The 14,591-nt window shown below is 71.6% G+C and carries 12 protein-coding genes; 7 read left to right on the forward strand and 5 right to left on the reverse strand.

Features of this window, described 5'->3' with window-relative positions:
- The first annotated feature begins 63 nt into the window (after positions 1-63).
- Entirely contained in the window at positions 64-1,041 is a 978-nt protein-coding gene (gene galE, locus RBR11_RS16490) for a UDP-glucose 4-epimerase GalE (RefSeq protein WP_308490470.1), read from the forward strand.
- Positions 1,042-1,092: 51 nt separating this feature from the next.
- Here galE and RBR11_RS16495 read toward each other — a convergent pair whose 3' ends face one another.
- Both RBR11_RS16495 and RBR11_RS16500 read right to left on the reverse strand, forming a co-directional pair.
- Positions 1,093-2,619 carry a carboxylesterase/lipase family protein gene (locus tag RBR11_RS16495; RefSeq protein ID WP_308490471.1) on the reverse strand — a complete coding sequence of 509 codons (1,527 nt, stop codon included), beginning with the start codon at positions 2,617-2,619 and terminating at the stop codon, positions 1,093-1,095.
- A gap of 26 nt (positions 2,620-2,645) precedes the next feature.
- Complete coding sequence (locus tag RBR11_RS16500) at positions 2,646-3,953, reverse strand: MFS transporter (protein ID WP_308490472.1); 1,308 nt, start codon at positions 3,951-3,953, stop codon at positions 2,646-2,648.
- Positions 3,954-4,102: 149 nt separating this feature from the next.
- Here RBR11_RS16500 and RBR11_RS16505 point away from each other — a divergent pair, with 149 nt between their 5' ends.
- From RBR11_RS16505 to RBR11_RS16515, 3 genes are all read left to right on the forward strand, one after another.
- Positions 4,103-4,732: a TetR/AcrR family transcriptional regulator gene (locus RBR11_RS16505; protein WP_308490473.1), complete on the forward strand. Its 630-nt coding sequence runs from the start codon at positions 4,103-4,105 to the stop codon at positions 4,730-4,732.
- Positions 4,733-4,821: 89 nt separating this feature from the next.
- Positions 4,822-5,721, forward strand: a complete 900-nt coding sequence (locus RBR11_RS16510) for a histidine phosphatase family protein (protein WP_308490474.1) — start codon at positions 4,822-4,824, stop codon at positions 5,719-5,721.
- A 78-nt stretch (positions 5,722-5,799) separates the two neighbouring features.
- The gene (locus RBR11_RS16515) at positions 5,800-7,332 is read left to right on the forward strand and encodes a carboxylesterase/lipase family protein (protein ID WP_308490475.1); all 1,533 of its coding nucleotides are present in this window, start codon (positions 5,800-5,802) and stop codon (positions 7,330-7,332) included.
- Between the two features lie 163 nt (positions 7,333-7,495).
- Here the strand turns inward: RBR11_RS16515 and RBR11_RS16520 are convergent, their stop codons facing one another.
- Genes RBR11_RS16520 through RBR11_RS16530 form a run of 3 tightly spaced genes read right to left on the reverse strand, consistent with a single transcriptional unit; the run spans position 7,496 to position 10,709 of the window.
- Positions 7,496-8,422 (reverse strand): carbohydrate ABC transporter permease, encoded by a 927-nt coding sequence (locus RBR11_RS16520; protein WP_308490476.1) that lies wholly within the window; start codon positions 8,420-8,422, stop codon positions 7,496-7,498.
- A gap of 8 nt (positions 8,423-8,430) precedes the next feature.
- Positions 8,431-9,393: a carbohydrate ABC transporter permease gene (locus RBR11_RS16525; protein ID WP_308490477.1), complete on the reverse strand. Its 963-nt coding sequence runs from the start codon at positions 9,391-9,393 to the stop codon at positions 8,431-8,433.
- Complete coding sequence (locus tag RBR11_RS16530) at positions 9,390-10,709, reverse strand: ABC transporter substrate-binding protein (protein WP_308490478.1); 1,320 nt, start codon at positions 10,707-10,709, stop codon at positions 9,390-9,392. Before RBR11_RS16530 ends, RBR11_RS16525 begins: the two co-directional genes overlap by 4 nt.
- A 231-nt stretch (positions 10,710-10,940) precedes the next feature.
- On the opposite strand from RBR11_RS16530, the gene RBR11_RS16535 reads away from it, so the two are divergent.
- From RBR11_RS16535 to RBR11_RS16545, 3 genes are read left to right on the forward strand one after another with little or no spacing between them, the layout of a single operon-like run.
- The gene (locus tag RBR11_RS16535) at positions 10,941-12,059 is read left to right on the forward strand and encodes a GntR family transcriptional regulator (protein WP_308490479.1); all 1,119 of its coding nucleotides are present in this window, start codon (positions 10,941-10,943) and stop codon (positions 12,057-12,059) included.
- 29 nt (positions 12,060-12,088) lie between these two features.
- Complete coding sequence (locus tag RBR11_RS16540) at positions 12,089-13,087, forward strand: Gfo/Idh/MocA family protein (RefSeq protein WP_308490480.1); 999 nt, start codon at positions 12,089-12,091, stop codon at positions 13,085-13,087.
- The gene (locus RBR11_RS16545) at positions 13,084-14,532 is read left to right on the forward strand and encodes a sulfatase-like hydrolase/transferase (RefSeq protein WP_308490481.1); all 1,449 of its coding nucleotides are present in this window, start codon (positions 13,084-13,086) and stop codon (positions 14,530-14,532) included. The genes RBR11_RS16540 and RBR11_RS16545 overlap by 4 nt, the downstream gene beginning before the upstream one ends.
- The last annotated feature ends 59 nt before the right edge of the window (positions 14,533-14,591 follow it).

Raw genomic sequence — 14,591 nt, forward strand, 5'->3', positions numbered from 1 at the left:
CCGGCCGGGCCCCTGGAAGAATGGGCGGGCGGATCCCGACACCCGAACGATCGAAGGAGACCCATGTCCTGGCTTGTCACCGGCGGCGCCGGCTACATCGGATCGCACGTCGTCCGCGCTCTCGCGGGAGCCGGGCTGACCCCGGTCGTCCTCGACGACCTCTCCAGCGGACGGCCGTCGTTCGTGCCCGAGGGCGTCGCTCTCGTCGAGGGCAGCATCCTCGACCGCGAGCTCGTCAAGCGCACCCTCGTCGAGCACGGCGTGCAGGGCGTGATCCACGTCGCCGGCTTCAAATACGCGGGAGTCTCGATGCAGCGCCCGCTGCACACCTACGCCCAGAACGTCGAGGGCACCCGCGTCATCCTCGAGGCCATGGCGGCCACAGGCGTCACGAACATCGTGTTCTCGTCGAGCGCCGCCGTGTACGGCACCCCCGACGTCCCGCTCGTCGTCGAGAGCACCGAGAAGCGCCCGGCGAGCCCGTACGGCGAGTCCAAGCTCATCGGCGAGTGGCTGCTGCGCGACGAGGCGGTCGCGACGGCCGGGTCCGAGCGCCCGCTCGTGCACACGTCGCTGCGGTACTTCAACGTCGTCGGATCCGCGGACCCGACCGTCTTCGACGTCAGCCCGCACAACCTCTTCCCGATCGTCTTCGAGAAGCTGCTCGCGGGCGAGACCCCGCGCATCAACGGAGACGACTACGCCACCGAAGACGGCACGAACGTGCGCGACTACGTGCACGTCGGCGACATCGCGCTCGCCCACGTCGCCGCCGCGCAGCGCATGATCGCCGGCGAGCCGCTCGAGGCGGCCTACAACCTGGGCTCCGGCGACGGCCTCTCGGTCCGCCAGATCATGGACGCGATGGTCCGGGTGACCGGCATCGAGTTCACGCCCGAGGTCGGCCCGCGCCGCCCCGGCGACCCCGACCGGATCGTCGCGACCGGCGAACTCGCCGCGCGCGACCTGGACTGGCGGATGCGGCACACCGTCGACGAGATGGTCCGCTCCGGTTGGGAAGCCCGCCGGAACGCCGGCTGAGCGGATCCGGATCCGTTCCCGGATCGTCCACGGCGGGCCTCCCGGACACGATCAGATCAGCGGCCGTACCGACGCGTACAGGTCGGACAGCTCCCGGGTCGGGGTGTCGTAGACGCGCCCCCGGCGGCCGTGCTCGTCGTGGCGCGACCAGCCCGGATCCCGGCCCGCGATGAACGCGACGGCGGCGGCGTGCAGCTCGTCGGCGAGGGCCTGCGGCGGGTTCGGCCCGGCGAGCGGCTCCATCGCCGGCCCGTCCAGGCAGTCGAAGAAGAACGGCACGTCGAGGCAGTGCTCGGCGAACCCGAAATGCCCGGACGGCCACGCGAACCGGTACACCCAGGTGGGTGCGGATCCGCGATCCGCGACGATCCTCAGGATCGCGGCGCGGAACATCCGGTCGGTCAGCACGCGGCCGGCGAGGCGCGCCTTGCCCTTCGCGCGCACGTCGGCGTTCGCGGCCAGGTAGGCGGAACGCGCCGCCTTCGGAACGCCGAGCCTGCCGAGCAGCATCCCGGTCGGCACCCAGCGCATGATCCTGCCCGCGTCGGCGGTCGCCATCGAGAACTCGTCGTCGGTCGCGCCGAGCACGAGCGGCTTGTCGGATCCGACCCCCGCACGGAACGACTCCGGCGTGGGGCGAAGGATCAGCTCGCCGTCCACGGACGGGCCCAGCGGCAGCCCGTTCTCGATGATGTCGCTCATGTCGCCGCCGTCGAAGGCGGTGAGCTTCTTCTGCGCCTCGAGGATGCGCTCCTCGCTCAGCGCGCCGAGCCCCGCCCGCGTCGGTGCGGCGCCGAGCTCCGCGGCGAGCGCCCGCCCGAACGCCTCCGAACGCTCCGCCGACACGTCGGCCAGGGCGCCCGAGATCGCGTAGACGCCGTGGAAGAGGTGCTGTGCGGCCTCCATGCCGAGCAGGGTCATCACGGCCCCGCCACCCGCGGACTGGCCCGCGATCGTGACCCGCGACGGATCCCCGCCGAAGGCCGCGATGTTCTCCTGCACCCACTCGAGGGCGAGCAGCCAGTCCCGCACGCCGCGGTTGGCGGGGGCGTCCTCGATCCAGCCGAAGCCGTCGAAGCCCAGCCGGTACGAGATCGTCACGGTCACGACGCCGTCGCGGTTGAAGTTGCGACCGTCGTACCAGGGGCTGGCCGGGGAGCCGGCGAAGTACCCGCCGCCGTGGATCCAGACCAGCACGGGCAGCCCCGCGCCCTCCGCCGGTTCCGCGGGAGACGGCGTGAACACGTTCACGTTCAGTGTCGACTGCCCGGGCACGCTGGGCTCGGGGATGAGCGTCACGCCCGGGTCGCCCCGCTGCGCCGTCGGTCCGAACGCCGCGGCGTCGAACACCCCGTGCCACGGAGCCTGCGGAACGGGCGCCCGGAACCGTCGCTCCCCCACCGGCGCCTCCGCGAACGGGATCCCCAGGAACGCGGCGGAGCGCAGCGCGCCGCGTTCGCCGGATCCGGGCGCGGTGGTGGCGCGCCAGCGCCCGCGCACGACGCCGGCGGCGGTGCGCACCTCGGGGTGGGCATCGGCCGTGGCGACGGCGCCGGGTTCGGTCTGGGTGCTCTCCATGGGGTTCCCTTCGGAGGGTTCGGGCGTCACTTGACGCCGCGGATCGGGGCGGTGGCGACGGCGGCGAGGATCGCGAACACGATCGCGAAGACGAAGAGCATCGGGTACCCGCCGAAGGATCCGATGATCATCGCCGCGATCGGCGCGCTGAGCGCCTGCGGGATGTTGGTGGCAACGTTGAGGATGCCGAGGTCCTTGCCCGCCGAGGCGCCCTCGTCCGGCAGCACCTCGGTCATCAAGGCCGCGTCCACCGACATGTACAGACCGAAGCCGATGCCGTTGACGATGCTCATCGCGATCATGCCGGTCAGGTTCGGCATGATCAGGGGCATCGCGAGGCCCGCGACCATGATCACGGTGGCGCCGTAGATGAACACCTTGCGGCGACCGACCCTGTCGCTCCACCAGCCGGAGAGCGCGATCGCGGCGAGGGTCGGGAGGAAGGCCACCAGGGTCAGCGTGACGACCGCGCCCTGGGCCTGCTGCAGCGGCATCCTGATGTAGTCGGTGAGGATGTAGAGCTGGTATGCGGTGACGACGAAGTAGCCCAGGATCAGCAGGAACCGGGCCGCGAACGCCCAGGCGAAGTCGGGGTGCTTGCGGGGGTTGATCCAGAAGCCCCGGAAGAACGCGCCCCAGCGGAACGGCTCGACCGAGGCGTCCTTCGAGGACCAGTCCCGGTTGAGGAGCACGAACAGCACCGTCACGACGATCACGGCGCCGCCGAAGATCGCGTAGCCGACGCCGATCTGGGCCGCGAGCGAGCCCGCCAGCATGACGCCGACGGTCATGCCGAGCTGGGTGCCGAGTCCGATCATGGCGCTCGCCCCGCCGCGCTTCGAGCGAGGGAATCGGTCGGCGGTGATCGTCGTGAGCGGTGCCTGCAGGAAGTTCAGGGCGACCTGGATGACGACCCAGAAGACCGTGATCCAGAGGATGTCGGTGAGCGACCCGAGGCCGAACAGCATGATGCCGCCGACGATCGCGCCGACGACCATCCACGGCGCGCGCCGGCCGAAGCGGGAGCGGGTGCGGTCGCTGAAGACGCCGGCGAGAGGCTGCGCGAAGAGGGTGAACACGAACGACGTGGTGGTGACGATCGCGAGGTTCTGCACCTTGTGCGCCTCGTCGAGCAGGGCGATCTGCGAGGGCAGCAGGATCGCGATGAGGCCGCCGTAGGTCGCGAACAGCGTGAGCGAGGCGGCGAGCAGGCTGGGCAGCAGGCGCCGGTTCGCGGGCGGGCTCGCGGCGGGTCGCCCGGCGGCGGGCGGCTCGGTGGAGATGACGCCGGTCGGGGCGATCCCGGCGGCAGGATCCTGCGGGGTGATGGTCATGGCTGCTCCTCGTCGAGCGCGGTCAGGTGCGTGCAATCCCGAACACTGTTCGGCTTTTTGCTGCAGACACTCTCGCACGCGCGCGGCCGACGCGCAAGAGATTGCCGAACGTTGTTCGGTTTTGTTTCCCAGGCGTTACGCTGGCACGCATGAGCCCAGGGGGATCCGCGAAGACGACACGCCGCGGGAGCGGATCCACCCCGCGGGCGCCCCGGGCCGGCGTCTACGCGAAGGGGGTCGCCAAGCGCGAGGAGATCCTCGCCACCGCCCTGACACTCGTCGCCGAGCGCGGCTACCGCAGCGCATCGGTGCGCGACATCGCCGACGCCGTCGGACTGAGCCCCGCGGGCCTGCTGCACTACTTCGGAACCAAGGAGGATCTGTTCCTCGCGATCCTGCAGGCGCGCGACGAGCGCGACAGCGGCACCATCGGCGACCGCGACTTCCTGGAGGCGTTCGTCGAGCTGGTCCGGCACAACGCAGAGGTGCCGGGGCTCGTGGCGCTCTACACCCAGCTGCAGGCCGAGGCGGCGGATCCGGTCCACCCCGCGCGCGCGTTCTTCGCCGACCGCACCGCCCGCCTCGAGGCCGGCACGCGCGATGCGATCGTCGCCGCGCAGGAGGCCGGCGAGCTGCGCGCCGACCTCGACCCGGCCTGGATCATGCGCGCATCCCACGCCCTCGCCGACGGTCTGCAGAGCGCCTGGATGCTGGATCCGACGATCGACATGGCCGCCGACCTCGAGGCCTTCATCGCCCTGCTGCGCCCCGCACCCTGACTCCTTCCCCCGGTTGCGCTCGAAAACCTTAACTGCCATGGTTTTCAGCAACCCGGCCTGCGTGCCGGTCTTCGGTCAAAGGAGACGGAATGAAGAACCCCATCCCGCGCCTCGCGTTCGCGACGGCCGTAGTCCTGGCGACCACCGCCCTCGGCGGCTGGGCGGCGGCGGCCCCGCACGACACGGTCGCGAAGAGCGGCAAGGGCGATGACAGCACCGTCACCGTCTACCTCACCCGGCACGGACAGACGATCCTGAACACCCTCGAGCGCGTGCAGGGCTGGAGCGACGCACCGCTCGTCGTCGGGAAGAACCCGGACGGATCCGTGCTCGACGGCCGGATCCTGCCGGTCACGGTCGGCGCGAACCTCCGGGCCCGCGACGGCGCGTTCGACGCGGCGTACTCCGCCGACCAGAAGCGGCACTTCCAGACCGCGACGCTCCTCCTGCAGGGCGCCGGACAGCAGAAACTCGCCGTCACGCAGGACGAGCGACTGCGCGAGATCGACTTCGGCCGCTACGAGGGCGCCGAGGGGAAGGAGATGTGGACCGACATCGTCGAGGCGATGGGCTACACGGTCGACCACGCCGCGGCCCCCACCGCGCCGGCCGACGCGACCGGCCAGAACGGCGGCTGGCAGACCATGCAGCTGAGGGCGATCACCGAGAAGGGCCTCGTCCCGATGATGGCGACCATGAAGCGGCTCGCCGAGGAGCCCGAGGAGAACGGCGTCGCCCTGCCCGCCGAGGACTGCGGCGACGTCAGCGCGCGCATGCTCGCCGCGATGACCGAGGCCGCGCAGAAGGCCGTCAGGGGCCACGACACGCGCGTGCTCATGGTCTCCAGCGGTCTGTCGATCACCTGCGCGGTCGACGCGCTCGGCACGACCGTGACCAAGGGCATCTCGAACGTGGCGGTCTCGAAGCTCGAGTACCGCGGTGGCGTCTGGACGGTGAAGTCCGTCGGCGACGCCAGCTACCGGCACTAGGCCGGGGCTCCTCCGATGAGCCGGGGACCGCGGATCCGGTCCCGCTCTCCCCGGCTTGTCGCGGGCTACGCTGACGGGATGATCACGCCCGGCTCCGCAGACACCGTCCCGGCGGAGGGCGCCGCCGCGGCTCCCGTCGTCGCCACGACCGCCGGCCTCGTCCGCGGGTTCTGGCGCGGGCGCCCTGGCGGCCCTGACGCGTCGGCCGCCTTCCTCGGGATCCCGTTCGCCGCGGCCCCGGTGGGCGCGCTGCGTTTCGCGGCCCCGCAGGACCCGGATCCGTGGACCGGGGTGCGCGACGCGACCACGTACGGCCCGACCCCGCAGCGCGGAGACAAGGGCGAGACGCTCATCCCCGAGCCGTCGATCCCCGGCGACGCGACCCTCAACGTCAACGTGTTCACTCCGGCGGTCCCCGGGCCCGACGCGACCGGACCCGACCTGCCCGTGCTCGTGTGGATCCACGGCGGCGGGTACGTGGACGGCTCCCCCGCGAGCCCCTGGTACGACGGCGGCACGTTCAACCGCGACGGCGTCGTGTTCGTGGCGCTCTCGTACCGGCTCGGCTTCGACGGCTTCGGCCTCGTCGACGGCGCCCCCGCGAACCGCGGGGTGCTGGACTGGATCGCGGGCCTGGAGTGGGTCCGGCGCAACATCGCGGCCTTCGGCGGGGATCCGTCCCGGGTCACGATCGCAGGGCAGTCCGCCGGCGGCGGCGGCGTGCTCACCCTGCTCGGTCTGGAGCGCGCGCAGCACCTGTTCCACTCCGTCCTCGCAGCCTCCCCCGCACTCGCCGACGTCGACGCAGACACGGCCCGGGGCCGCACGTCCCGCCTCGCCGAGATGCTCGGCTGCGCGCCGACCGCCGACGGCTTCCGCACCATCCCGGAGCGCCAGGTGATGCGCGCCCAGCCCAAGGCGGCCCTGCGCGGCGCGACCGGGCTGCGCGCTGTGCTCGATCCCCTCGTCTCCGGCCTGCCCTGGGGGCCGGTCGTCGACGGCGACGTGGTCCCGCGGCCGACCGTCGAGGCCCTGCGCGCCGGCATCGGATCCGGCAAGGCCCTGCTGCTCGGCGCGACCGACGACGAGTACACGCCCGTCCTGGATCACGCCCCTCGGGCGCTGCGGTTCGTGCCGGCCGCCCTGGCCCTGCGCCTGCTGTGCCGCGACCGCGTCGTGCGCCGCGCCTACCTCGCCGCGAACCTGCCTCAGCGCCGCCGCGGGACGGCGGCCCTGCTCGGCCGGTTCGTGTCGGACCGGGTGTTCCGGTCGCTCGTCGTGCAGGCCGCGGAGGCCCGCGGCGCCGCTCCGACCTGGACCTACCGGTTCGCCTGGGTCTCCCCCGCGAAGGGCTGGTCGAGCCACTGCGTCGACGTGCCGTTCTGGTTCGACGTGCTCGCCGAGCCGCACGTGCCCGCCCTCACCGGGCCGACCCCGCCGCAGCGCCTCGCCACCGAGATGCACGCGGTCGCCGCCGCATTCGTGCGCGACGGCGATCCGGGCTGGCCCGCCTGGCGGACGGATCCGGGGATCTCCCGCGTCTTCGGCGGCGGCCCCGCCGAAGAGGTCCTGTCGACCACCGCGTTCGACGGCGCGCTGCCGCTGGTCTGAGCCCGCTGGCCTGATCCGGCTGGCCCGACCCGGCCGGTCTGAGCCGGCTGGAAAACGGAGAGCTCGTCGGCGCGCCGCACCCGCGCCACGCCGGACGCGCCGTGTTCGGACGACTCTCTCTCCGTTTTCCGGCGGGCGACGCAGCCGCAGCCCGCGCCCGCCCCTACTTGCCCATGCCGAGCGTGAGCCCCTCGGTGAGTCGCCGGCCCAGCCACAGGTAGATCGCGAGCATCGGCAGCACGACGATGCAGAGGCCGGCGAAGAGCCCGCCCCAGTCCGCGCCCGAGTAGGTCTGCTGCTGGATGAACGAGATCAGCGCGACGGGAAGCGTGTACTTGTCGGTCGACTGCAGCAGCGTCAGAGCGAGCAGCGTCTCGTTCCAGTGCGAGATCACCTGGAGCACGAACGCGGTGAGGATCCCGCCCTTCGCGAGCGGCAGGGTGATCCGCCAGAACGTGCCGAACGCGGTCGTGCCGTCGAGGGCGGCCGCCTCCTCGAGCTCCTGCGGCAGCGACCGGAAGAACGCGATCAGCAGGAACACCGTGAACGGCAACGAGACGCCGATGTAGACGAGGTTGAGCCCGACGAGGCTGTCGGTCAGATAGACCTCGTTGAGCATCACGAACAGCGGGATCAGGATGACCTGGGCCGGGATCCCCAGCCCGAGCACGAAGTACATCGTCAGCGAACCGGTCAGCCGGTTCTCGACGCGGCCGAGGTAGTACGCGGCGGGGGCGGCGATCGCGACGGTGAGCAGCGACGAGATGAGCGTCGTGCTGACGCTGTTGAGCGTCGCCGTGGCGAAGTCGCCGACGGTCCAGGCCGTCACGAAGTTCTTCGGGTCCAGCGAGGTCGGCATGCCCCATGGATCCGTGAGGATCGACCGGGTGTCGCGGAACGCCTGCAGCACCATCCACACCATCCAGACGATGTTCAGCGCCACGAAGGCCCACAGCAGCACCAGGCCGATCCCGCGCAGCACGCTCCTCTCGCGGCCGATCGCGGCACCCCGCCGCCGGCCGCGGGGGCTCTTCGGTGCCACCAGCGCTCGGGTCGTGGTCTCCTCGACGAGCAGTTCTGCAGAGGTCATGGGCACTCCTAGAGTTCGATCGCGTCGCGCTTCATCACGCGACGGAGCAGGACGACGAGGACCGACACGAGCGCGAGCGACAGGATCGCGGAGGCGCTCGCCATGCCGTAGGCGGGCACGGACTCGCCGGAGAAGGCCGTGACGTAGGTGTACACGGCGGTGCTCCAGGTCTGGGTGGGCGGGATCCCCTGACCGGTGGATCCGCCGAAGATCCAGATGATCTCGAAGATCTTCACCGAGGAGATCGTCCAGAGCACGGCGCAGGTGCCGAACACATCCCAGGTGAGCGGGAGCACGACGTAGCGCAGCCGCTGGAAGGCGTTCGCGCCGGCCAGCGCGCAGTCCTCGTAGTAGTACGGCGGGATCCGGTCGACGCCGGCCATCAGGATCGTCGTGTAGTAGCCGGTGGTGATCCAGGTGAGCATCACCATGATCAGCGGGAACAGGTTGTCCTGCGCGAGCCAGGCCGGCGGCGTGGTCACGCCGAGGCCGCCCAGCAGCTTGTTGACCAGCCCGCCCGGGTTCAGCACGAACCCGGCCAGCACGCCGAAGATCATCGCGTTCACGAGGTGCGGGAAGAAGATCACCGACCGGGCGATCTTGCGCCCCGTCATGTCGCGCAGCACGAGGGTGAGGCCGAACGAGACGAGGAAGATCGCCGCGCCGACCACGAACAGCAGCAGCAGGGTGTTGCCGAACGAGCGCAGGAACAGCTTGTCCGAGAACAGCCGGATGTAGTTGCCGAAGCCGACGAACTCCATCGGGCCCGCACCGGCCCACTTGTTGAAGCTGATCCAGACGGCATAGACCGCGGGCCCGACGAAGAGCGCCGTGTACAGCAGCAGAGCCGGCCCGACGAACGGGACGAAGAGCCGCCTGCGCGCGCGGTCGATGGCGTTGCCGCCGGACCGGGGCGCCGTGCGGGCGCCCCGGTCCGAGGGGGCAGGAGCCGTGGCGGCCGCCTGCGTCACGAGTTCTGCTTCCAGTAGTCGATCTGCCCGGCTTTCATGTTCGCGACGAACTGCTCGGCGGTGGTCTTGCCGAGGACCAGCTGGTCCAGCGCCGGCCAGAGCAGCTTCTCGGCGTAGCCCGGGGAGGTGATCCCGTCGTTCTGCACGTAGAACGAGTGGGTCGAGTCGAGTGCGGCCTTGACGGTGGACATCTCGCTGCTGGTTGCGGCGTCGGAGCGGACCGGCAGGATCTTCGCGTCGGTGCCGAGCGCGTCCTGGTACTTCTTCTTCAGGAAGAACGAGGCGAACTTCTGCGCGTTCGCGGAGTTCTTCGCCTTGGCCGGCACCGCGAAGCCGATGAAGTCGGCGCGGGCGACCTTCTTGCCGTTGCTGCCGACGGTCGGGAACGGGAACGAGGAGTACTGGAACCCCTTCGCGGCATAGGGCTGGGTCTCGGTGGGGATCCAGGTGCCGTTGAAGATCAGGGCCGCCTTGTTGTCGGCCCACGCCTGCTGCTGGGCCGGCCACTTGCTCGCGTTGTAGCCGGAGATGAAGTAGCCGCCCGCGGCGAGCTGCTGCACCATCTGCGCGGCCTTCAGCGCCTCGGGCTTGTCCCAGGCCTTGCCGGTCTTGTCGTCGGAGATCTTCTTGAGCGAGCCGGGACCGGCGAGGTGCACGATCGCGGCGGTGTACCAATACGCGTTGTAGCCCGAGACGTCGCCGTCGATCGCGATCGGCACCTCGTTCGCCGCCTTGAGCTTGTCGAGCTCGGCGACGAAGCCGTTCCAGTCGGACGGGGCCTTCGCGGTCAGCTCGGGGTGCGTCGCGGCGTTGAACCAGATCGCGTCGCTGGTCAGCGAGTACGGCAGCATCCAGGGTGCGGACTCGCCCTTGCGGGTGATGACGTCGTTCGCGAGATACGCCTTGGGGATCAGGCTGCCGGCCTTCTTGCCGTCGACGGTCGCCCCGTAGGCGTCGGTCAGCGCCTTGGCCTGGCCGGTGCCGGCGAGGACCGGGGCGAGCTTGGCGAACGAGCTGTCGATGAGGTCGGGGACCTTGTTCGTGTTCAGCGTCGGGACGACCTTCTTCACACTGTCGCGGCCCTGCCACTGGACGTCAACCGTGATGCCGGTCTCCTTCGTGAAGTCGGCGATGGCGGAGGCGAGGACCTTCTGCTGCGCCTCGCCCTCCTTCCACATCGACCAGTAGGTGAGCGTGCCGCCCTTGCCGCTGCTCGCGCCGCCGCTCGGGGCACCCTGTGCGGACGCGCATCCCGCCACGGACAGCGCGAGCGCACCGGCAATGGCGAGTGCGGCGAGCTTTCGGATCTTCGCCATCGGAATTCCCTTCCCTTCGCGAACGGCCGCGTCGCCGTTCCGAGGCTCGACTCTGGCAAGCCAGGAAAGGAGCAATCAAGGAGTATTCCGAAGAATCCTCACCCTCCCCGCGCCAACGGTCCCCCATTCTCAGTATCTGAACCAGAGGAATCGGGATCCATCCGCGAAATCCCTCTTTATTCCTCTCTTTTCCGGCAGAAGAATGGGAGGACTGCCACGAGAGGAGGCGCCATGTCGGATCGACGAGGATCGACGGTGCGCGATGCGGACGCGAAGGGTCTCAAGTTCGAGATCCTCGCCGATCAGCTGCGGCGGGGCATCCTCGCGGGCACCTGGACCGCCGGCGAGAAGCTGCCCACCGAGCAGCAGCTCGCGATCGAGACCGGCCTCTCCCTGACCACGGTCCGCCGGGCGTTCGACGAGCTCGTCGCCGAGCGCATCGTGGTGCGGCGGCAGGGCGCGGGCAGCTTCGTCGCGCACGTCCGTCCGCGCGACGAGAAGGCGCGCCGCCGGATCGGCGTGCTCCTGCCCGACACCCAGCTCTACTACCCGCGCGTGCTGCAGGGCATCGACGAGTCCCTGTCCGCCGCCGGCGCCACGCTGCAGCTCTCCACCTACCGCTACCAGCCCGAGCGCGAGGACGGCGCGATCCAGACCCTGCTCGAGGCCGACGTCGACGGGCTGCTCATCGCGCCGACCCTCACCGGGATCGCCGATCCGGGCGCCCGCGCGCGCGAGCTGATGACGCTGCCCGTGCCGGTGGTCCTCGTGGAGCGGAGTCTGCCCGACCTGGGACCGGCCGACACCACGGAGCACGTCTGCTCCGACCACCGCGGCGGCGCGTACGATGCCGTGCAGCACCTCGCCGGCCTCGGCCACACCCGGATCGCGCTGCTCACCCGCGAGCGCAATCCCACCGAGGCCGGGGTCGTGCACGGCTACCGGCACGCGATCGCGGATCTGGGTCTTCCCGGATCGCTCGAGTTCGCGCAGTCGAAGTCCGCCTGGGAGGCCGACTCCGCCGAGTCCGCGCTGCGGCACCTCCGCGACGGCGAGGCGACCGCGGCCCTGGTCTTCGGCGACCGGGAGGCGACGCTGCTGGAAGGGGCGATCCGCCGCGGCGGCCTGCGCGTCCCGGACGACATCGCCCTGGTGTCCTACGACGACGAGGTCGCCGACCTCGCGGAGGTCCCGCTCACCGCGGTCGCCCCGCCCAAGTACCGGATCGGCCGGATGGCCGCCGACGTGCTGCTGCGGCGGCTCATCGAGGGCGACGACTGCCCCCTGCATCAGATCAAGCTCCGCCCCCGGATCGTCGTCCGCCGCTCCTGCGGCGCGCGCGAGGCCTGACCGGCGGACGCCACGGACGAAGGAGAACAATGCGCATCGGTCTGATCGGGGCGGGCGCCGTCGCGCCGTTCCACGTGCGGGCGGCCGCCGAGCTCGCCGGAGCGGAGCTGACCGCGGTCTGCGACATCGACGAGGCCTCCGCCCGCCGCGCCGCCGACCTCGCCCCGGGGGCGCGCGTCTTCACGGACCACCGCCGGATGATCGACGCGCACGCGGTCGACGCCGTGATCGTGAACACCCCGCACGCGCTGCATCCGCCGATGGCCGTGGACGCCGCCCAGGCCGGTCTGCACGTGCTCGTGGAGAAGCCGATGGCCACCTCGGTCGAGGATTGCGACCGCATCGCCGCGGCCTGCGCCGCCGCCGGGGTCGCCCTCGCGGTCGGGCACATCCAGCACCACCTGCCGGACAAGGTCGCCGCGCACGAGCTGATCGCCTCGGGCGAGCTCGGGGCGGTGCGCCTGATCCGCGACAACCGCAGCACGGACTACCGGCCGGGCACCCGCTCGCCCTGGTTCTTCTCGCGCGAGGTCGCGGGCGGCGGGGCGCTCTTCAACATCGGCGCGCACTGCCTGGACCGTTCGCTGTGGTTCGGTGGAGCGAGGGCCCTCGAGGTCTCCGCCTCCGTCGCGAACCGCTTCGGCTCGCCGGTCGAGACCGACGGGATCGTGCGCTTGCGGCTCGAGAACGGGGTCGGCGTCGCGATCGCGATCGTCAGCGACCCGCCCACCCGCGCCGACACCCTCGCCGTCGTCTGCGAACGCGGGACGGTCGAGGCGGATCCGCGCGCCGGAACCCTCGTGCGGATCGACGGGGCGACCCGCATGGTCCGCGAGCCGTCGCCGGACGACATCCAGATCGGCTTCACCGCACAGCTCGCCGACTTCCTCGACGTCGTCCACGGCGGGACGCCGGCGGTGCCGCTCGAGCACGCCCGGCACGTCGTGGAGCTCATCCTGGCGAGCTACCGCTCGGCGCAGGCCGGGGCGGCGACGGCGGTCTCGCCGATCCCGGCGGCGACGCGATGACCGGCGACGCCGGGCGCGGACGCCCGAACATCATCGTCTTCCTCAGCGACGACCAGGGGCCGTGGGCGCTGGGCGCCGCCGGCAATCCGGAGATCCGCACCCCGGTGCTGGACGCCCTCGCCGCCCGCGGTGCCAGGGCCGGACGGTTCTTCTGCACCTCCCCGGTGTGCTCGCCGGCCCGCGCCTCGCTGCTGACCGGCCGGATCCCCTCCGCGCACGGTGTGCACGACTATCTCGACGGACCGCACGCGGGCCCGGAGAGCGTGGACCACCTCGACGGCGTCCCGGCGTTCACGGACGCCCTGGCCGATGCCGGGTACCGCCTCGGTCTCTCCGGCAAGTGGCATCTCGGCGCGAGCGACGTGCCCCGACGCGGCTTCGTGCACTGGTACGCCCTGCACGGCGGCGGCAGCCCGTACCACGACGCGCCGATGTACCGCGGCTCGACACCCGAGACGGCGACCGGGTATCTCACCGATGCGATCGCCGACGACGCGATCGCGTTCCTCGAGGCCGAGGCGCGGGAACCGGATCCGTTCTTCCTCGCGGTGAACTTCACCGCCCCGCACAAGCCGTTCGCCGGCCAGCACCCCGACGAGTTCACCGAGCTCTACCGCGACTGCGCGTTCGAGTCCTGCCCGCAGGAGGAGCCGCACCCGTGGCTGCAGCACCTGCACGGCGGCCCGATCGGCGGCGAGCCCGACGCCCGCGAGGCGCTGATCGGCTACTTCGCCGCGGTCACCGCGATGGACGCCGCGATCGGGCGCGTGCTCGACCGGCTCGGGGGCCTCGGTCTCGCGCAGGACACGATCGTGGTGTTCCTCAGCGACAACGGCTTCAACGCCGGCCACCACGGCATCTGGGGCAAGGGCAACGGCACGTTCCCGATGAACATGTACGACGAGTCGGTGATGGTGCCGTTCATCGTCGCGGCCCCGGGGCGCGTCGCCGAGGGGCTCGTCGTGGACGACCTGCTCAGCGCCTACGACTTCCCCGCCACCCTGCTCGAGCTCGCGGGCCTCGACGGCTCCGCGTTCGAGAGCGGACCCGGTCGCAGCTTCGCCGCGCGGCTGGGGTCGGCCGCGGACGGGCGGGCGCCCGAGGACCGGGCCGTCGTGGTGCACAGCGAGTACGGCCCGGTGCGGATGATCCGCACGCACGGCCGCAAGTACGTGCACCGGTTCCCGTACGGGCCGCACGAGTTCTACGACCTGGAGGCGGATCCCGGTGAGCGGGTGAATCTCGTGGACGATCCGGGCCGGGGCGCCGAGGTGCAGGCGCTGCGGCACCGGATGCACGGCTGGTTCGCCGAGCACGCCGAGCGGGCTCTTGACGGCGCGGTGCTCCCGGTGTTCGGCGCCGGCCAGCTCGCGCCGCTCGGCGACGACCCGCTGTCGGCGTTCGCGGCGCCCGGGTGGGACGGGGCAGGCCCGGCGGCCGTCTGAACGCCCGGCGCGCTCGGCCGGGGCGGGGCAGTCCGACGGGATCGGCCCCGAGCTGGGCA

This window comes from Microbacterium capsulatum (genome assembly GCF_030865425.1).
Taxonomy (GTDB): Bacteria; Actinomycetota; Actinomycetes; order Actinomycetales; family Microbacteriaceae; genus Microbacterium; species Microbacterium capsulatum.